Here is a 20119-nt window from a genome sequence, read left to right on the forward strand (position 1 = left end):
TTAGGGCAAGTATCAAGGGTCGAGGCGATCGCCTTGGGGAATCTCTGCCGAAAGGGGCGCGGATTCTTGGTTTCGCGTCTATATTGGACACTAGCGCAACCCTTACGTCTCTATGCTAAACAAAAACACTCTTTTCCTGGCCCTGCTCGTTTTTATCCCAATTTCCTTGGCTGGCCACTTCCTTGAATGGAGTCCCGTGACTGTATTTTGTACAGCGGCGATCGCCATTGTACCCCTAGCCGCTTTCATGGGAGAAGCCACCGAAGAAATTGCCGTTGTCGTCGGCCCCAACCTTGGCGGTCTGTTAAATGCCACCTTTGGTAATGCCACCGAATTAATTTTGGCTTTTATCGCCCTCAAGTCCGGCTTAGTCGATGTCGTCAAGGCCACGATCACCGGATCAATCATTAGTAACCTGCTGCTGGTGATGGGTTTTGCGATGCTCCTGGGTGGCCTCAAGTTCAAAGAACAAGACTTTCAGCCCACCGCTGCCCGCCTTAATGCTTCGTCCATGAACTTGGCGGTAATTGCGATCCTAATTCCTACCGCCGTAGAGTACACCTCCGCTGGTATCGGCCAAGCAACTCTCCAAAATCTTTCCGTTGCCGTAGCCATTGTGCTCATTCTGGTCTATGGCCTCACTTTATTGTTCTCGATGAAAACCCACTCCTATCTATATGATGTGGGGGTCGCAGAAATCGAAGAAGAAGGGGAAACAGAAGAAGAAGCCAAGGCAAAAGTTAACCTTTGGCTCTGGGTTGGAGTCCTACTGATTGTTACCCTCGCCGTTGCCATTGAGTCGGAACTCCTAGTCGGTTCCCTCGAAGCAGCCACCGAAAGCCTTGGCCTCAGTCCTCTCTTTACAGGGGTGATCCTCCTGCCCATCATCGGTAATGCCGCAGAACATGCCACCGCTGTTACCGTTGCCCTCAAAAATAAAATGGATCTGTCTGTGTCCGTTGCCGTTGGCTCTAGTTTACAAATTGCCCTCTTCGTCGCCCCGGTCTTAGTGATTGCTGGTTGGGTCATTGGTCAACCGATGGATCTTGATTTTAATCCTTTTGAACTGGTGGCCGTGGCTGTGGCTGTACTGATTGCCAACTCCATTAGTTCTGACGGCAACTCCAACTGGTTAGAAGGAAGCTTGTTGCTAGCGACCTATACAGTGCTCGGATTGGCCTTTTTCTTCCATCCTGCCGTACCTGGATTGGCCTAGGCCGAGATATTCAACACAATCAAGCTGCTAATTTTTTTGGGCGAACCTTGGTTCGTCTTTATTTTTAGCCACCATAAATAATGCTGATCTAATCGGGAAATCTTCATCGCTCTTCCCGATTTTAAGTTTGCTGCATTAGCATAGGTATAGTGGCTGTCGTGCAAATTATTGATGGGGGCAGTCCCAATTTACTAATTATCTGAAGCCTTCCATGTCAAACTCTAAACCCTTTGTACTCGGTGCAACAGCTCTAGTGTTAACCACTGTGGCGGTTACAGGGGCAGGGCTGCACTACTCTAAAAGTCAAGCCTACCTCAAAGACAGCCCAAAGGAAATTGTGGACGAGGTTTGGTATGTCATCAACAAAGAATATGTTGATGCGACCTTTAACCAAAATGACTGGCGTCAAGTGCGGCAAGAGTTTCTCAGCAAAGACTATGCCAACACAGACGAAGCCTACGATGCAATTCGGGAAATGTTAGATCTCCTGGGAGATCCTTACACCCGGTTTATGCCCCCCCAAGATTTTGAAAATTTACAGGTTGATACGTCCGGTGAGTTGACCGGGGTCGGCATTCAGATCGCCAAGGATAAAGATACAGAAGAGGTGGTCGTGATTGCGCCCATTGAGGAGACGCCAGCCTTTGAAGCGGGCATTATGGCCCAAGATGTGATCGTTGCTGTGGATGAGCAGCCCACCGAAGGGATGGAACTTAACGATGTGGTGAATTTGATCCGGGGTCAACGGGGTACGGAGGTCACCCTTACCATTCGCCGAGGTGAACGGGTATTAGAATTTCCCATTGTCCGGGAAGTGATTCAAATTCATCCGGTAAAGGCACGGATTAATGAGAGTCCCATTGGGGATGTGGGCTATATTCGCTTGACCCAATTTAGCGCCCAGGCAACGGCAGAGATGCGCGAGGCGATCGCCGATCTAGAATCCCAAAATGTCGATGGCTATGTTTTAGATCTGCGTTCCAATCCTGGGGGACTGCTCTACGCCAGCATTGACATCGCCCAAATGTGGCTTGATGGTGGTGGGATTGTTTCGACGGTAAACCGTGTCGGGGAAGTGGATCGCCAGGAAGCCGGTAACCGCGCCCTAACAGATAAACCTCTGATCGTTTTAGTGGACGGGGGATCCGCCAGTGCCAGCGAAATCCTTTCTGGAGCGCTCCAAGACAATCAACGGGCGGTACTTGTAGGGACGCAAACCTTCGGTAAGGGCCTAGTCCAGTCTGTCCGTCGCCTAGGGGATGATTCTGGGGTTGCCGTGACGGTCGCCAAATATTTGACCCCCTCTGGTCGGGATATCAATAAAGAAGGCATTGCGCCGGACTTTATCGTGGAACTTGATGAAGCTGACCAAGAAACATTGCAAGAAGATCGCACAAAAATTGGTACAATGGCTGACCCGCAATATGCCAAAGCGATCCAACTGCTCAACGAACAACTCCGTACTGGGACGATTGTGATCCCCGAAAAACAGGCCAGCACTGAGCGACCGAGCCGCCCCGCCCAGGATAGCTAAACTCCCCAGTCCTCGGTGTCAGCGATCGCCCTTTAAAAGGCCGTTACAAATCTTGTTGCGGTGGCGATCGCCCCCGGATCCCAGGCCCAACTTCCCTGGATTTACGGCCTTAAGATTTGCTTAAGATTTTTTTAAAAATAAAGTTGCGCACCAGATATGGAGTGGAGTATGCTTAGTTACCCTACATCTAGCGTCTGAGGTGCAACCCATGGATCATGTTCAAGAATGGCAGCAAAGCTGTGTTGATCCTGAACTCATCCAACTGAATGTTATTTCCCTAGAGGGCGATCGCCCTTTGGATTATTTGCTCTATTCAGAGGCGTTGCCCCGACGAAATGATGGTCGTTTGGGGGACAGTTACCTCCAGCGCTATCAACACACTGAGGCCGGGGGCTGGTGGTGTTCTGGCGTCGATATTTTGACGGGAAAGGCTGACCTTTGGGGCTGTTTCAAACCGGAACAACCCCGCGTCAATCCAGAAAAAGGCAAACCCATCAAGTACGAACACCCCCCGAAAACGAGTACGGGCCTGTTTGCGTTACGCCTGCCGCCCCATGTGTGGGAACGGGTGGCCCGCCGCCATCAACTAGAATTTAGCCAAGACGATTGGGACGATACCCAACCCGATGGGGGCTTTTGGCAATGGCTCAAGGAACATCCCCAAATTCCCTTGATTATTACTGAAGGGGCGAAAAAAGCAGGCTCCCTCCTCAGTGCCGGCTACGGGGCGATCGCCTTACCGGGTATTTATGGCGCGATCCGGACACCCAAGGATGAATTTGGCCACCGCATCGGCCAATCTCGACTGATTCCCCAACTAAAAAAACTCATCCACGGCCAGCGCACCATTTACATTGCCTTTGACCAGGATGAAAAACCCACCACCATCCGGGCCGTGCGCAGTGCCATCCGGAAAACAGGTTATCTACTCAAACAAGCCGGTTGCCCCGTCAAGGTGATCACCTGGGATCGTCGTGCCGGGAAAGGGGTGGATGATCTCATTGCGAACCAAGGCCAGGCCGCCTTTGAAGCTGCCTTTCAAAATGCCCCCAGCCTCGATCTCTGGAAAGCCCAAGACCTTGAACAACTCACCTATCCCCGTCACCAAACCCTCCACCAGCGGTATCTCCCGGAGCAGTTAACAATTCCCCCGGCAGCCAAATTAATTGCGCTCAAGTCTCCCAAAGGAACGGGCAAAACCCGTTGGCTAGAATCAGTTGTTGCGGGGGCGATCGCCCGCCAACAGCCCGTCCTTGTGATTGGGCACCGCATTCGTCTCGTCGAAGAACTCTGTCAGCGGTTTGGCCTCGACTACATCCGTGATCTTCCCCGGGGCAAAGATCGATCCAAGGAACCCAACCTAAAAATTAATGGCTATGGCCTCTGCATTGATTCTCTGCATGGCAAATCCCAGGCCCGTTTCAATCCCCATCACTGGGGCGATGCCCTGATTATTTTTGACGAAGTAGAACAAGTGCTATGGCACGGGTTAAATTCCAGCACCTGTCGCGATAACCGGGTCAATATTCTCCAGAGCCTCAAGCACCTGCTGCAAAATGTCTTTGTCGGCGAGGGTCAAATTTACATCAGTGATGCCGACTTGAGCGATGTTTCCATTGACTATCTCCTGACCCTGGGAGGCCAGAAGCTCCAGCCCTATCTCATTGAAAATACCTGGCAAGCGGATACCACCACCCACTACACCCTCAATCACTATCCCGATGGCACACCAAAACGGCTAGTCAAGGACTTGGTGCAACATATCCAAGGGGGCGGGCGGCCTTTTATCTGTCTGTCGGCCCAAAAACTCAAGAGCCAATGGAGCACTTCGACCCTCGAAATTTACCTCAAAAATCAGTTTCCTGACCGCAAAATTCTTCGCCTTGATGCAGAATCCCTGGCGGATCCTGAACATCCTGCCTACGGTGCCATGGGCCAAATTAACCAAACCCTCGCTCAGTATGATGTGGTTTTAGCGAGTCCCGCCGTGGAAACAGGGATTAGTCTCGATTTGCAGGGACATTTCACCTCGGTGTGGGCGATCGCCCAGGGGGTACAAACGGTCAATTCCATCTGCCAGGCCCTGAGTCGAGTCCGTGAAAATATTCCGCGTCATCTCTGGGTAGCCAAATATGGCTTTAACACCGTCGGCAATGGGGCCACTTCCATTCCGGCACTACTCACCTCCAGTCAAAGGCTCACCCAAACGAATATCCGTCTGCTGCAACAGTCTGACTTTATCGCCCTTGATGATTTAGACACTGCTTTTCAGGCCGAATCCCTTCTGTGTTGGGCCAAATTTGCGGTGCGGATTAATGCGGGCATGGTGAACTACCGCGAGGCCGTGCTCGCCCATCTTCAGCGGGAAGGACATCAATTGTCAGCAGTGCCAAAACACCGCAAAACGACGGCGACTCAAAGCCAACCCGATAATCAATTGGCTACGGCGATTAATTCCATTCGCGATACCAACTACCAAGCAGAATGTTTGGCGATCGCCCAGGCAACCCCCTTGAGTACCAAAGACTACCAACGCCTGAAAAAGAAACTCCTGAAAAGCCCTTCTGAACGACAACAGCTCCGCAAATACGAACTCCAGAAACGCTACAATCTCCCCGTCACCGCTTCCCTAGTGGCTAAAGATGACGACCACTGGTACCAAAAGCTGCGGCGTCACTATTTCCTGACCCTGGGTCGCCCTTACCTGGCGGATCGAGATGCCCTCATCGCCACTCACCTGATGCAGCAGGGGGGCGGACAAATTTTCCAGCCTGATTTTAATCACTCCCAAATGGGGGCAATCATCGGCACCATGGAAATTTTGGGGATCACCACCCTCCTCGCCCAGGCCAATCGACCGCTCCATAACCTCGATCCAGAGATGCAACGACTCGCGGCGATCGCCTTAGAAAATCGAGATGCCATCAAGACCACCGTTGGCATTGGCCTCGCGAAAAATTCTACCCCGATCATGATTCTGCGTCGCTTCCTCGAACTACTCGGCCTCGAACTGAAATACCTCAAGATCACCACCATTCAGAAAAAACGCACCCGTATTTACCAAATCAGTCAGCCCCAGGATCAACGCCAAACGGTCTTCCAACATTGGCTACAAACCGACCAAAATTGCCCAGGCACCTCCGCTTTCTGGCAAGAAGACTGCCAAAAATACCTGGCTAAGCTTCAGGAAACCCGGCACCAAACGGAATCAAACTATGTCCAACTGACGTTTGAGTTACCGACCCCAGAGGCGTCCTAATCTGCGGTGAAAAATAAAAAAAAGGGGCTATTTTACCCAAGCCCCTGATGTCCAAAAATTATGCGATCCGAAGGTCACTAGGATTTAGCTTCAAGACCCACGGGACAGCCGACCCCTGTACCACCGAGGCCACAGTAGCCCCCTGGATTTTTTGCGAGATACTGCTGATGGTATTCTTCCGCGTAATAAAATTCCGGTGCATCCAAAATTTCCGTTGTGATTGCGCCATAACCCTTGGCCTTTAAAGCATCTTGGTAGGCCTCTTGGGATGCCTGGGCCAATTGTTTTTGAGCCTCGGAGTAGGTGTAAATGCCAGAACGGTACTGGGTGCCCACATCGTTACCTTGGCGCATGCCTTGGGTGGGATTATGGCTTTCCCAAAAAACTTTGAGGAGAGTCTCGTAGGACACTTGCTTAGGATCATAGGCAACAAGAACCACTTCATTGTGGCCCGTCATCCCAGAGCAAACTTCCTGATAGGTCGGATTGGGGGTGTGGCCAGCCGCATAGCCCACCGCTGTACTAAAAACGCCGGGGGTTTGCCAAAATTTGCGCTCTGCCCCCCAAAAACAGCCCAGACCAAACATCGCAAGTTCGATCTCTGCGGGGAAGGGGGGAGCAATGGGATTGCCATTGACGAAATGCTGATCGGGGATAGGCATTGTTTGGGTACGACCGGGTAAAGCCTCCTGGGGCGTAGGCATCTGGGTCTTTTTACCGAGCAAACCAAAAAACATAGGACTTAATTTTTAACCATGGTGACTGCCTTGATTGTAGACAAAAAGATCTGGCGGATGGGGCGGCCTTTTTCTCTGCATGGGGGGAGGGGGCGATCGCTTTCTGATAAAATTCTATAGAATCTTAAAAAAACGTTACTTAACCGGAATTTAAATGAATTTACTGGTGGTCGGTGCTACTGGCACATTAGGCAGGCAAGTCGCGCGACGGGCATTGGATGAAGGACATCAAGTCCGTTGTCTCGTCCGGAATCCCCGTAAAGCTTCCTTTCTCAAGGAGTGGGGCGCAGAATTAATCGGCGGAAATTTATGCCAGCCCGAGTCTTTGCTCCCAGCCCTAGAAGGAGTTGATGCTGTCATTGATGCTGCCACGGCCCGGGCAACAGATTCTATTGGTGTTAAGGAAGTTGACTGGGAAGGACAAGTAAACCTGATCCAAGCCGCCAAGGAAGCTGGGGTCGAGCGATTTATTTTCTTTTCAATTCTTAATGCAGAGCAGCACCGTGATGTGCCTTTGATGGATGCAAAATATTGCGTCGAGGAATATCTCAAGGAAGCGGGCATGAATTATACAATCCTGCGCTTGAGTGGGTTTATGCAGGGGTTGATTGCCCAATATGCGATTCCCATTCTCGAAAATCAAGCGGTTTGGATCACTGGGGAGAGTTCGCCGATCGCCTACATGAATACCCAGGACATTGCGAAGTTTGCGGTGCAGGCGGTGAAAATTCCGGCCACGGAAAAACAAACATTTCCAGTGGTGGGCACCCGGGCTTGGAAAGGGGAAGAAATTATCGCCATTTGTGAGCGTTATTCTGGCCAAACTGCCAGTATCGCCCGACTATCTCTAGGTTTTCTGCGGTTAATGCGCCGGGTCAGCCGCTTTTTCCAATGGGGGCAAAATGCTTCGGATCGCCTGGCTTTTGCAGAAGTAATGGCCACGGGTAAGCCTTTGGACGCGCCGATGGAAGATGTTTACAAAACCTTTGGGCTTGATCCCGCCGAAACAACGACCCTCGAAAGTTATTTACAGGAATACTTCAGCCGCATTATGCAAAAGCTGAAGGAAATTGACTACGAGAAAAATAAGGGCAAAAAGAAAAACGGGAAGAAAAAGCCGAATATTCGGACACCGTTTTAGGGACGTTTTACTACAGTTGTGTTCCCCTGGAGTGAGGCCTGGGGGGATGCTGCTGAAGAATTAAAAACTTGACGTTTCATTGGTGGCGATCGCCAACCGTATAGGTATTAAGGGAAACGGTTTGAGTGATACCCTATTGTTTATATCCTTAAGTTTGTAGGACACTTCTACTTGTGCCCAAAGCCGGCATTATCTATAACGACATCAAACCCATTGCCTGCCAAGTCGCTCAGGAATTAGCCAAAACCTTGAGGAATAAAGGGTGGGAAGTGTTTACGGCCACTGGATTTGGCGGTCTACTTGGCTATGCAGAATGTCCGCCAACTCAGGAAACAGGCCACCAACAGCCCGTGTGTCACACCAAAATTGAGCAATTGGTGCCCCCCAACTTCGATGAAAATATGCAGTTTGCCGTGGTTCTGGGGGGAGATGGCACAGTCTTGTCAGCCGCACGCCAGGTTGCCCCAAAGGGAATCCCGTTGCTAACGGTTAATACAGGACACCTCGGATTTTTGACGGAAATGTATCTCCAGCACCTCGATGAGGCGATCGCCCAGCTTTTAGCCGGAGAATACGAAATTGAAGACCGTTCGATGATCACCGTGCAGCTTTTCCGCGACGGGGAACTCCTTTGGGAAGCCCTCAGTCTCAATGAAATGGTGCTCCACCGGGAACCCCTAGCCGGGATGTGCCACTTTGAAATTCAGATTGGTCGCCATGCCCCCGTTGATATTGCCGCCGATGGCATCATGATTTCGACGCCCACCGGCTCCACGGCCTATTCCCTCAGTGCGGGCGGCCCTGTCGTTACCCCCGATGTGCCCGTTTTCCAGCTCGCCCCCATTTGTCCCCATTCCCTCGCGTCCCGGGCCCTCGTCTTTTCGGACACAGAACCGGTGAATATTTTTCCGGCAACGTCCCACCGCTTGGTGATGGTCGTTGATGGTAACGGTGGGGCCTATGTCTTGCCGGAGGATCAAGTCCATTTAGAGCGATCACCTTACAATGCCCGCTTTGTGCGCCTCCACCGACCCGAATTTTTCCGAATCCTCCGGGAGAAGCTGGGCTGGGGACTCCCCCATGTGGCGAAACCCACATCCCGCAAAGTTCTTTAGGGAAATGGCATCAGAAGCAAAGATTCATGAAAATTTGTCCTTCCCCAAATTGAGCCTTTCTAGAATCAAAAAGATTACCCCTTGAGCTTTTTTATTTAGCCACATTTATTTTTCTTTGTTCGGAAGATTTCGATAGCTTGATATGCCCCAAAGCCAATATGCCGCCGATGGTTTAGCCTATGTTCTCCTCGTTGGGACGGATCAAGAGTTTACACAACGGGCCACCCTAGATCTTGCCGATCTCGGCTATCAAACCATTACCGTTGAAACGGTAGAACAAGCCCAACAACGCCTCCAACAGTTACCAGCAGGCATGGTAATTGTGGACTATCCCCTCCTGGGACAACGGGGGATCGACTTTTGTCGCAGTCTCCGCAAAGCGCAATTTGTGCGGCCCATTTTATTTCTGGTGACCCAGGATCGCGTTGAGGAACGGGTGATCTGCCTGGAAGCGGGTGCCGATGATTATGTGCTGCAACCCTACCAACAGGAACGCTTTTTACGACTCCTCGAAATTTATCTCCAGCCTCAAACAGGCCAACGGGAGCAACTTTTTTTTGGGGATTTAATCTTAGATCTCAATACCCGCCAGGTGTGGCGATCGCCAGGCCAAAGTAGCGACTCGCCCCGTCCCATTGAACTAACGGTCAAAGAATTTGAACTGTTGAAATATTTGATGTCCCATCCCCAACAGGTCTTAACACGGGAGCAAATCCTTGAAAATGTCTGGGGCAACGAATTTCAAGGGGAATCCAACGTGATTGAAGTCTATATTCGTTATTTACGCCTTAAAATTGAAGCAAAAGGCCAGAAACGCCTAATTCAAACTGTGCGGGGAGTCGGTTATGTCCTCAAAAAAGATCCCTAGGTTTTAAAATGCGTTCCAAATGCCTCCCTTCGATCTCCACCATTTAACTAAGCACCATGTCTTTTACTTCCCGTCTTTGTCTGGCTCTCTGTGGCACCGTCTTGGTTGGGTGTGTCCCATTTCCGGTTGATGATTCTGGCCTCAGTACGCCTCCCAGTGAGACCCCGGTGAGCCAATCCGCCCCCAGACCCCAGGGGCAAATGCTCCCGATTACGGCAACGGCCAAGATCGTCGGATCGGAGCAACGGTTTGGGTTAGAGGTTGCAGAAACCGCCGAACAACAGCGGTTAGGACTGATGTATCGGGAATTTTTACCGGATAATCGGGGGATGTTATTTGAGTTTAATCCCGCCCGCCCAGTCAGTTTTTGGATGAAAAATTGCTTGATCAATTTGGATATGATTTTTCTCCGGGAGGGTGTGGTGCAGGCGATCGCCCATGATGTCCCCCCTTGTGAAAATGATCCTTGTCCTACCTATGGGCCGCCAACGACCGTCAATGTTGATCAAGTGATTGAAATTCGGGGCGGTTTGGCGAAGGAAATTAACCTCCAAGCCGGCGATCGCATCGAGGTCACCAAGACTAACGAATAATGAAATCCCCATCGTCAAGTTGTGTGCATTGATCTGTTAAGAACTAGATGAACTATAGCCCCCGGATCCAAGATATTCCCGCTAGCGAACGACCGCGCGAACGCCTGGTGGCAGTGGGGGCCAAATATTTATCCAATGCCGAATTAATTGCCATCTTGATCAGCACTGGCGATCGCCACCGCAACCTCTCTGCCGTTGGCCTCGCCCAATTTATTTTACACACCTGCAGCCAGGGTAAGCGAGATCCTTTCGATGTGTTGCGCCACACGACCCCCCAGGAACTGACCAGCATCCCCGGAGTGGGTCTTGCCAAAGCTGCCCAGATCCTCGCCGGGATCGAACTCGGCAAACGAATTTTCCAGGCGAAACCCAGCGAAAAAATCATCGTTGATAGTCCCGAAGCAGCGGCGATCGCCCTCAGCAACGATCTCATGTGGCAAGACCAAGAACGCTTTGCCGTCCTCTGCCTCGATGTGAAAAATACCCTGATCGCCACGAGGGTTGTCACCATTGGTTTGGCCACCGAAACCCTAGCCCACCCCAGGGAAATTTTCCGCGAAGTCATCAAACATGGAGCTACTCGTTTGATCATCGCCCACAATCATCCTTCCGGTAATGTCGATCCCAGCCCCGAAGATTTACAACTCACCGAACGCTTACTACAATCCGCCCAAATTCTCGGCATTCCTCTCCTCGATCACCTGATCCTTGGCCGTGATAACTTCGGCAGCCTACGCCAAAAAACAGCCCTCTGGGACTCTTACCCCCAACCAGAATAAGAAATATTTTTCGATAAACTTTTCCAATAAAAATTGTTTCAACTCAAAACAATAATGTATAGAATCTGTCGACTTTATAGGCCTTTTGGTGACATTTATTTCCGTATTTTCTTCTATTGATCTTGGTCGCAACGATAAACTAAAAATTAGAAAAATATGGCCTAAAGCCTTGATAAACCGAGATAATCACCGTTTTAAAAAAGGCAAAGCCACCATAGTGAAGTCTTAAATCAACCTTAAACCGTCACGAACTCACAATAATTTGAAGAACTTTTCACAGATCCTTGATCGATATTTAAGAAACACGACAAATAATGACCGAATTCTGAGCAAGATCAGACCCACACGCTAACGTAAAAGAAAAGAAGACCTCACACACTTAGAAAAACAACTCAACACTCAATATGACTAAACGAACCTTTGGCGTCATCGGCCTCGCGGTAATGGGCGAAAACCTAGCCCTCAACGTTGAACGTAATGGCTTCCCGATTGCCGTGTACAACCGCACCGCCAGCAAAACAGAAGAATTTATGGCGACCCGCGCCGTCGGCAAGGACATCAAAGCCGCCTATAGCCTCGAAGAATTTGTCCAACTCCTCGAACGTCCCCGCAAAATTTTGGTGATGGTTAAAGCCGGGGCTCCCGTTGACTATGTAATCAATGACCTCAAACCGCTTCTAGAAGAAGGCGACATGATCATTGATGGCGGTAATTCCCTCTATGAAGACACTGAACGTCGCACCAAGGATCTCGAAGCCACAGGTTTAGGTTTCGTTGGTATGGGAGTCAGTGGTGGCGAAGAAGGTGCCCTCAACGGCCCCAGTCTGATGCCCGGTGGGACAGAAGCCGCTTACAGGGAGCTCGAACCGATCCTGACAAAAGTTGCCGCCCAGGTAAACGATGGCCCCTGCGTTACCTTTATTGGGCCAGGTGGTGCGGGTCACTACGTCAAAATGGTGCACAATGGCATTGAGTACGGTGATATGCAGCTGATCGCCGAAGCCTACGATCTCTTAGCAAACGCCGCAAAGCTAAACCATACGGAACTCCATGAGGTCTTTACGGAATGGAATCAAACCGATGAGCTCAATTCTTTCTTAATTGAGATTACCGCTGATATTTTCAAAAAAATTGATCCGGAAACTAATCAACCCCTGGTAGAACTAATCCTCGACAGCGCAGGACAAAAGGGCACTGGACGCTGGACAGTGGTGAGTTCCCTGGAGTTGGGCGTACCAATTCCGACGATCTATGCCGCCGTGAATGCCCGCGTGATGTCAGCCTATAAAGATGAACGGAAAGCCGCATCCTTGGAATTACCGTCTCCGGAGCGCGTTTATCGGGGTGATATTAAAACCTTTATTAACCAAGTACGGGATGCGTTGTATTGCTCGAAGATGTGTTCCTATGCCCAAGGAATGGCCCTGCTGGGTAAAGCTTCGGCGGAGTATGGCTACAACCTAGACCTCGGTGAAACGGCGCGGATCTGGAAGGGGGGCTGTATCATTCGGGCAGGCTTCCTCGACAAGATTAAGGCGGCCTATGTGGAAAATCCAAATCTGCCGAATTTGTTACTGGCGCCGGAATTTAAACAGTCAATTATCGATCGCCAAACTGCGTGGCGGACAGTTATTTTGGCGGCAAATGAATTGGGGATTGCAGTACCAGCTTTTAGCGCCTCGTTAGATTATTTTGATAGCTATCGTCGGGCGCGTTTACCCCAAAATCTGACCCAAGCCCAGCGGGATTACTTTGGGGCCCACACCTACGAACGAACCGATAAATCCCGGGGTGAGTTTTTCCATACGGCCTGGGCAGAGTAAGTCTTGTATTGAGCCAACAGATTCAATGAGCGGCTATTCATTTAGATGACCTAAATATTTTCCGCCAAGCATTCTCCCTTCTATCGACTGCGGTGGAAGGGTTTTTATTGTTTTAATAGAAAAAGTTTCAATGGACAGCACTCGACATGGTAGCGACGGCATCGCAATTAATTTCCCAAGCTCAGGCCTTTGACTGGATTGAAAAAATTATTCGGGCGGCGGAATCGGACGGGGTAATGGTGGCGATCGCCGAACGGGAATCTACCCTAGGCCGATTTGGGGAGAACCAAATTCGACAAAATTTGCAGAAAAATCAGTTTGAAATAACGATTACAAGTTCCTTTGGTTCCCGTAGTGCCAGTGTCACCACCGTCGAACAAGACTGGGAGCAGATCCAGGTGGCGTTACAGCGGAGTGAAGATTTAGCGAGGCTTGCCCCAGAGGATCCTGAATGGGTACCGCTTTTAGCAAAACAAGTGTATGAAGCGCGGACAGCAAAATTTGATGCCGCAACGTTGCAGCGATCGCCTTTACAGCGGGGGGAATTAATTCAGCAGGTATGCCAGTGGAGCGAGGCAGCCGGGGTAAACGGGTCAGGAATTTTCAGTACCAGTGCTAAGGTGTATGCCCTGGGGAATTCGGTGGGCTTACGGGCCGGCGATCGCCAAACCCAGGCAGAATTTAGCTACACGGCCAAAATTGGTAATGGCTCCAGTTGGCAGAGTCGCACGGCCTGGGGGATTGATGAGTTGCCTATCGAGCAAATGGTACTGACGACCATGGAGCGGGCAAAGCGATCACAAAATCCCCGTCGGGTTGAACCTGGTACTTACCCAGTGGTTCTGGGAGCCGGAGCAGTTGCTAATCTGATCCCCCGTTTAGTTTGGTATATGTCGGCACGGGCTGCCGCCGAGGGACGCAGTTATTTTGCCAAACATCCCCTCGGTGAACAACTTTTTAGCCCATTGGTGAATCTATACCGTGATCCGACCCATCCCCTGTTACAAACCGGAGCTTTTGATAGTCAGGGTTTGCCCTGTAATCTATTGGCGATCGCCACTGAAGGGATTCCGAGAACCCTGAGCTATGACCGTTACTGGGCGAAGCAAACCGGCCAGAAACCCACAGGAAGCCTTTTCCCTCTGGTGATGACGGGCAGTGACCAGACTGTCGCTGATTTAATTGCCCAGACAGAACGGGGAATTTTTATCAATCGTGCTTGGTATGTGCAGGCGGTGAATCCCCAAACCCTCGAATTTACAGGTATGACCCGCGACGGTACTTTTTGGATCGAAAACGGGAAACTTGCTTACCCGATCTGTAATCTACGTTTTAATCAATCTTTGCCTGATTTACTCCGGGATGTGGAGGCGATCGCCACCCCAGAACGTCACGGCAGCACCGCGGTTCCGGCCCTCAAGGTGAAAAATTTTCACTTCAGCAGCGTTACCGACAGTATTTAGATTAAATACTTCAAAACTATTTTTAGATGGGCAGAGGGGGACTTGAACCCCCATGACCGAAGTCGCCACATTTTGAGTGTGGTGCGTCTACCAATTTCGCCATCCGCCCTTGGATGAACCTTCGTGATTATAAACTGAATCTCTGTTTTGAAGCAAGAGGGAATATTCCTGGGAACTCGCCCACCGCCAGATTTCCTGGGCGCGCACCACCGGCAGGGGATGGGTGAGTTGGGTGGTTTGAGTTTCCTGCAACAGTTGACCCAACCGATTTTGACTCAAATGTTCGTAGGTTTTGGCCTGTTCCATGAAAGCATCCAGGTTCAACAACGGGGCCAAACTCGGCGAGCCTCCCGCTAATTTCATCAGCACCGACATCATAATTTTCGGATCCTGACTCACCAAAAAAGCGGCGCGATCGCAACTCAGTTCCGCACAACGTAACCAGGCCAACATCTGATTTTGCAGAGACTGGGAAAGTAAGCTTCCCCACACCGGGAGGGCATTGGTGGCCAGCATCAGCAGATTCGCCAGGGTCAGATAGACGCCATGTTCGCACTTGAGGTGCCCCAGTTCGTGGGCCATAACCGCCTGGAGTTCTGCTTCTGTGAGGATTTCGACCAGGGCCGTGTGGATCACCATAAAGGGTTTTTGGCCCCGCATGGCAAAGGTATAGGCATTGGGCACAGGATTTTGTTGGATGTAGAGATCCGGCGGCGTCAGATCCAGTACCTGGGCGGCTTCCTGGAGGAGGTGATGGAGGTGGGGCAGTTGGCGATCACCCACCAAAATGCTCGACGCGAGATTATTGAACTGAAAAACCTGCTCTGCCGTTGACCCCAAAAAAGAGCGTACCAACAGATCCAAACCAGGGAGGCGGCGGAGGGCGGCAGTGGCTTCTTGATCTAGGGGATGGCGAAACTGATCTGCGGTTAGGCCGGTAAAATAATGCTTCACGCCAATAATCACCTCTACTGTTGTTTACTCAGACAGCCAGTTCTTCACCTTGGCCAACTCTTTCCAATCCGGTCTCCGCTTGAGGCCATCGTCAATATTTTCAAAAATATCTTGGCGCACCTCTTCACTGAAATCCATCACCTTTTGCACCAGTTCGATGTGCTTGCGTACCCCTTTACCCCCAGTACCAAGGAGCGCAAGGGCGAGATTTACATGGGCTTGGGGATTGCGGTGGTCAATTTTGACACTGCGTTGGGCGGCAGGGAGGGCGAGGTCTGCTTTCCCCCGGAGTAAATGTAACCAAGCCACACAGCTCCAGGCGGCGGCATTTTTCGGATCGAGCCGACAGATTTCGATAAATTCTGGCAGCAGGGCATCCGGGGACTCGCCGGCATCGTAACGCTTAAAACCAGCTTCAAACCGTTGTTCGATGGTTAATTCGGTCATAGTTGTCATTCAGGCTCATAAAAAACAGGCACCTTGCCGACCGCATGAGGGGCAAAGACGCGATTTTCTATTAAACCCCAAAAGATTTCCCACAACCACAGGTTTGGTTGGCATTGGGGTTGGTGAACTGGAACCCACCGCCAATCATTGCATTGCTGTAATCCAGGACGAGGCCATAGAGATAAAGCATACTTTTGCGATCGCAGATGATCTTAAAACCGCCTTCGTAGTCAAATACTTCATCATGTTCGCTGACATTGTCGGGGCGATCAAAGTCCATCATGTAGGACATTCCCGAACATCCCCCCTGGCGCACACCCACTCGCAACCAGAGGTCTTGGCCCTGTTGTTCGCGGAGCATCAGGACGTGCTTGAGGGCGGTTTCAGTGAGTTGGATGCCGGGGGCAGTAGTTGTTTGTGTCATGGCTGCTCGATGATTTCCACACAATCTATGGGCTGAACATGACCCTATTTTAACTGTTCTCTGGAAGCTCAGGCAGGACAGCCGGGGCGATCGCCTGGGGAGAGCGGGGTAATTTTTCCACTTCCGGTAATGTTTCTAAGGGGAGGCGCGGCGCTTGCATTCCCCCCGAAAGTCGTTTTAGAAGCTGGGGCCGGGGGTCATGGAGGAGGTAAATAAGTTCGTCTTCGGCCTTGAGATCCTCTAGCGATCGCACGATCATGAGGCTGGCTTGGCGGCGGATGAGCAGGGGCAAAAATTTACCGGCATCAATGAGGGTTTGGAAGGGTAAAGTCTGGTTTTTATCCCTGGGGCCAATGGTTGTTTTTCCCAATTTGACCTGTTGATCGAGGATATATTGATTCCAAACTTTGACGGAAAAGCCGCCCCCAAAGACCTGACTGATTTTGCCCTTGTTGGCGATCGCATTGTCCGGATCCCCCTGTTCAAAAAACGCCGCTACCCTCGGCGGATGAAACTCTTCCATGATCCGCTGGGCCAAGACTAAATTGACCTCTCCGTTGGTGGTGAGGGCGACAAAGGCTCCCATGGAGCTAATGCCAATTTCCTCTAGCACATCTCCATCTAGGGCGCTGCTTTGGTACACTTCCAACTGCTCTGTGCGGGCCGCTTCACAGGCTTTGGGGTCTGTATCGATGATCACCACCGACTCCCCCTGCTGTTGAAACAGTTGGGCCAACAGGCGACTGAGGGGACTAGAACCAACGATCACCGCTCCCCGCGCCTCAATGGAGGTAATTTTTAACTGCCGCGCGATCCATTTGGCCGACAAGCCTTGGATAAATACCGTCATCAAAATTGTCAAAAAAACCAAAGCTTTGATAGAAGCACCACCGTTAAACCCTTTTTCCGTCAAAATAATCGCAAATAGAGAGGCGACCGAGGCTGAGACGATGCCCCGTGGCGCAACCCAAGCAACAAAAAATTTCTGCTTCCAATCTAGATCGCTATTGGCCGTACAAAGGGCAACGCTAATGGGGCGTACCACAAACATCAGCACCGCCACCGTAAAGAAACTGCCCCAACCCAAAGCAAAAATACTGGCAATGGACAAATCCGCCGCCAACAAAATAAACAAAACGGACACACAAAGAACCGTGAGCTGACTCTTAAACCGCCGTAGTAATCGCTCTTCTGGGATGGAAAAGGCCCGGAGAACAATCCCCGCCACCACCGCTGTCATTAAGCCCGATTCTCCTCGCACCGACTGGGCAAAACCAAATAGGCCCCAGATTCCCGCCAGCACCAACAAATTTTTTAAATCTTCAGACAGGAAGTTCGCCAGGCGCAAAAATTGACCCATGAGCCAGCCACCAGCGGCCCCAATAACGGCCCCGATCCCCAAACGGAGGGCCAATCCACTGGCCACTTCTCCCAGGCCCGCATCAACGTTCAAAATCGTATCGAGTACCACCACCGCCAGGATAGCCCCCACTGGGTCGATCAGTACGCCTTCTCCCTCCAGGAGGGTTGCCACCTTACGGTCAACGGCCACTTGTTTCAGGAGCGGCCCCACCACCGTCGGCCCCGTCACCACCACCAAAGAGGCATACAAAAAGGCGATCGCCCAGGGAAACTCGGCGAGGTAATGGGCCGCAAGACCTCCTCCCACCAAAGTGATTAAAGTACCGATGGTGACGAGGTTACGGAGGCTCCCGGAAACTTCATTTAATTCCTTCAGTTTGAGATTTAACCCTCCCTCAAACAGGATGACGGCCACCGCTAGGGCGACCAAGACCTCCAGGCCGACGCCAAATTCACTCGGATGCAAGATCCCAAAGCCATCTCCCCCCAGGGCAATGCCAAAAATCAGGAGGAGCACAATGCTCGGAATCTTTAAAAACTCACCACACACCTGGGCGCTGATGCCCGCAAAGACGGTGATGATAATTTGCAACGTAAGATCAAAAGAATCTGTCATGCGGACGTTCTAGCTTGCCCCGGAGGGATCTGCAGCAATGCCATAAAATTAATCAAAGTATAGCTTCTCCCCTAATTTGTCCCTAGGGCGATCGCCTTTCCCCGTGGTGACTGCTCCGGATTTATCGCCGCAAACGAAAAAGCTGACTTTGCACTTTATACCGCTGGCCAGATTCATAAATTAAAGAAAGTTTACGGATTATGTCATAATTTTTCATAATTACTTCCTTGGTTTGCTAGTCAAATACCCTCTGAACGATGAGCGATCGCCCCATAGAAAAAACCCTCGCCGAAAAGGCTCCCGCCAGTTACGAATGCCCCAGCTGCGGTTACATTTACACCCCTGCAAAGGGAGAAAGCCGTACCAACACACCACCGGGCACCGCCTTTGAAGATCTGCCCCTCATTTGGAACTGTCCTGTTTGCAGCGTTGATCGCGCCCAATTTCGCAATATTGGTGCAGCGGATGCCCCCTCAGGTTTTGAAGAAAATCTGAAATATGGTTTTGGCGTGAATAATCTCAGCTCCAACCAAAAAAACCTACTCATTTTTGGGGCCATGGGCTTGGCAATCCTTTTCTTCCTGAGCCTTTATGGTCTGGACTAAAGACCCCCATAGCAAAGCCTTGTCTTAATTCCAAATTTTTACTTTTATTGCTTTTATATTGCGCTATGACTTCAGTTTTAGGTCTATTAAAACCCTTAAAAAAAGCCATTGCGGCGATCGCCGTTTTGGTATTGTGCATCGGCTGTGTCCAAGCACCAACCATTAGCGAAAATCCCTGGCAAGAAATCGACTTAAATACCGATTCGACCTTTGCCAACATTGCTTTTACCGACGACCTCCAACATGGCTGGCTTGTCGGTACCAAAGAAACCCTCTTTGAAACTACCGATGGCGGCAAAACCTGGGCCGAGCGAGTTATCGATCTCGGTGACGAAAAAGAAAGTTTTACCGGTGTTAGCTTCTCTGGCCAAGAAGGCTGGATTACTGGACGGCCTTCGATCCTGCTCCATACCGACGATGGTGGTGAGCACTGGAGTCGCATCGCCCTCAGCAGTCAATTGCCCGGTGCCCCCTACAACATCACTGCCCTAGGGCCAAACACCGCCGAAATGGTCACCGACCTTGGGGCCATTTACAAAACCACCGACGGCGGCAAAAACTGGAAAGCCCTTGTCGAAGGTGCCGTTGGCGTTGCCCGTACCATTGAACGTTCTGCCGATGGTAAATATGTGGCCGTTTCTGCCCGGGGTAATTTTTATTCCACTTGGTCGCCTGGGGACACAGAATGGACGCCCCATAACCGGAATTCTTCCCGTCGCCTCCAGAGCATGGGCTTTAATGGCGAAGATAAGCTCTGGTTGTTAGCCCGTGGGGGAGTTGTGCAATTTAGCGACGATACAAATCCAGACAATGCAGAAGCCTGGAGCGAACCGGTGACACCGCAGTACCGCAACAGTGTTGGTTTGTTGCACATTGGCTATCGTACCCCCGCAGAACTATGGGCCGTCGGTGGTAGTGGCAGTGTTGTTGTGAGTAAAGATGGTGGCGACACTTGGTTCCGGGACGCTGCCCTAGAAGAGATCCCGACAAACTTTTACCGGGTCGTTTTCTTAAATGAGAATAAAGGCTTCATCCTTGGGCAACAGGGGGTGATTTTACGGTACGATACATCCACGGAAGCGGCCTAAGGGCAACCCATTCTATTGTGGGAGTGTCTGTTAATTCCGTATGATATAGGCTAATTTGTTTAATAAGTTTTTTTTCATTAACAATTGAGAGGAGA

At 50.8% G+C, this 20119-nt stretch carries 17 protein-coding genes and 1 tRNA gene; 12 read left to right on the top strand and 6 right to left on the bottom strand.

Annotated elements, in window-relative coordinates; genetic code table 11:
• Positions 1-112: 112 nt before the first annotated feature.
• The 3 genes from cax to FEK30_RS05135 all read left to right on the top strand — a co-directional run bounded on the left by cax (position 113) and on the right by FEK30_RS05135 (position 6009).
• Positions 113-1216, top strand: coding sequence for a calcium/proton exchanger (cax, locus tag FEK30_RS05125; RefSeq protein WP_065709923.1), 1104 nt, complete (start codon positions 113-115; stop codon positions 1214-1216).
• A 211-nt stretch (positions 1217-1427) separates the two neighbouring features.
• On the top strand, positions 1428-2750 hold the full coding sequence (gene ctpC, locus FEK30_RS05130) for a carboxyl-terminal processing protease CtpC (protein ID WP_138072166.1): 1323 nt from the start codon (positions 1428-1430) through the stop codon (positions 2748-2750).
• Positions 2751-2958: 208 nt separating this feature from the next.
• The gene (locus tag FEK30_RS05135; protein WP_138072168.1) at positions 2959-6009 is read left to right on the top strand and encodes a plasmid replication protein, CyRepA1 family; all 3051 of its coding nucleotides are present in this window, start codon (positions 2959-2961) and stop codon (positions 6007-6009) included.
• A gap of 77 nt (positions 6010-6086) precedes the next feature.
• Here FEK30_RS05135 and msrA read toward each other — a convergent pair whose 3' ends face one another.
• A complete protein-coding gene (gene msrA, locus FEK30_RS05140; RefSeq protein WP_138072170.1) occupies positions 6087-6746 on the bottom strand; it encodes a peptide-methionine (S)-S-oxide reductase MsrA in 660 nt (219 codons plus the stop codon).
• A 154-nt stretch (positions 6747-6900) separates the two neighbouring features.
• Between msrA and FEK30_RS05145 the strand changes: the two genes are divergently transcribed.
• The 7 genes from FEK30_RS05145 to FEK30_RS05175 all read left to right on the top strand — a co-directional run bounded on the left by FEK30_RS05145 (position 6901) and on the right by FEK30_RS05175 (position 14528).
• Entirely contained in the window at positions 6901-7887 is a 987-nt protein-coding gene (locus FEK30_RS05145) for an SDR family oxidoreductase (RefSeq protein ID WP_062431858.1), read from the top strand.
• A gap of 173 nt (positions 7888-8060) precedes the next feature.
• Positions 8061-9002: an NAD(+) kinase gene (locus tag FEK30_RS05150; protein ID WP_012305854.1), complete on the top strand. Its 942-nt coding sequence runs from the start codon at positions 8061-8063 to the stop codon at positions 9000-9002.
• Between the two features lie 142 nt (positions 9003-9144).
• Positions 9145-9870: a response regulator transcription factor NblR gene (nblR, locus tag FEK30_RS05155; RefSeq protein ID WP_012305855.1), complete on the top strand. Its 726-nt coding sequence runs from the start codon at positions 9145-9147 to the stop codon at positions 9868-9870.
• A 56-nt stretch (positions 9871-9926) separates the two neighbouring features.
• The gene (locus FEK30_RS05160; RefSeq protein ID WP_138072172.1) at positions 9927-10463 is read left to right on the top strand and encodes a DUF192 domain-containing protein; all 537 of its coding nucleotides are present in this window, start codon (positions 9927-9929) and stop codon (positions 10461-10463) included.
• Between the two features lie 47 nt (positions 10464-10510).
• Positions 10511-11242, top strand: a complete 732-nt coding sequence (gene radC / locus FEK30_RS05165) for a RadC family protein (RefSeq protein WP_065709928.1) — start codon at positions 10511-10513, stop codon at positions 11240-11242.
• 404 nt (positions 11243-11646) lie between these two features.
• Positions 11647-13065: a decarboxylating NADP(+)-dependent phosphogluconate dehydrogenase gene (gene gnd / locus FEK30_RS05170; RefSeq protein WP_012305858.1), complete on the top strand. Its 1419-nt coding sequence runs from the start codon at positions 11647-11649 to the stop codon at positions 13063-13065.
• 146 nt (positions 13066-13211) lie between these two features.
• Positions 13212-14528 (top strand): TldD/PmbA family protein, encoded by a 1317-nt coding sequence (locus FEK30_RS05175; protein ID WP_138072174.1) that lies wholly within the window; start codon positions 13212-13214, stop codon positions 14526-14528.
• 27 nt (positions 14529-14555) lie between these two features.
• On the opposite strand, the gene FEK30_RS05180 is transcribed toward FEK30_RS05175, so the two are convergent.
• The 5 genes from FEK30_RS05180 to FEK30_RS05200 all read right to left on the bottom strand — a co-directional run bounded on the left by FEK30_RS05180 (position 14556) and on the right by FEK30_RS05200 (position 18331).
• A tRNA-Leu gene (locus FEK30_RS05180) sits at positions 14556-14637 on the bottom strand.
• A complete protein-coding gene (locus FEK30_RS05185; protein WP_138073750.1) occupies positions 14616-15491 on the bottom strand; it encodes a M48 family metallopeptidase in 876 nt (291 codons plus the stop codon). The genes FEK30_RS05180 and FEK30_RS05185 overlap by 22 nt, the downstream gene beginning before the upstream one ends.
• A gap of 15 nt (positions 15492-15506) precedes the next feature.
• On the bottom strand, positions 15507-15938 hold the full coding sequence (locus FEK30_RS05190; protein ID WP_232321429.1) for a tetratricopeptide repeat protein: 432 nt from the start codon (positions 15936-15938) through the stop codon (positions 15507-15509).
• Between the two features lie 61 nt (positions 15939-15999).
• Positions 16000-16353 carry a HesB/IscA family protein gene (locus tag FEK30_RS05195; RefSeq protein WP_030006037.1) on the bottom strand — a complete coding sequence of 118 codons (354 nt, stop codon included), beginning with the start codon at positions 16351-16353 and terminating at the stop codon, positions 16000-16002.
• 49 nt (positions 16354-16402) lie between these two features.
• Positions 16403-18331, bottom strand: coding sequence for a cation:proton antiporter (locus FEK30_RS05200; RefSeq protein ID WP_138072176.1), 1929 nt, complete (start codon positions 18329-18331; stop codon positions 16403-16405).
• A gap of 257 nt (positions 18332-18588) precedes the next feature.
• On the opposite strand from FEK30_RS05200, the gene FEK30_RS05205 reads away from it, so the two are divergent.
• Positions 18589-18936, top strand: a complete 348-nt coding sequence (locus FEK30_RS05205) for a rubredoxin (protein ID WP_012305864.1) — start codon at positions 18589-18591, stop codon at positions 18934-18936.
• 65 nt (positions 18937-19001) lie between these two features.
• Complete coding sequence (locus tag FEK30_RS05210) at positions 19002-20024, top strand: photosynthesis system II assembly factor Ycf48 (protein ID WP_012305865.1); 1023 nt, start codon at positions 19002-19004, stop codon at positions 20022-20024.
• Positions 20025-20119 lie beyond the last annotated feature (95 nt).

It is taken from the genome of Picosynechococcus sp. PCC 11901, assembly GCF_005577135.1.
Classification (GTDB): Bacteria; Cyanobacteriota; Cyanobacteriia; order Cyanobacteriales; family MRBY01; genus MRBY01.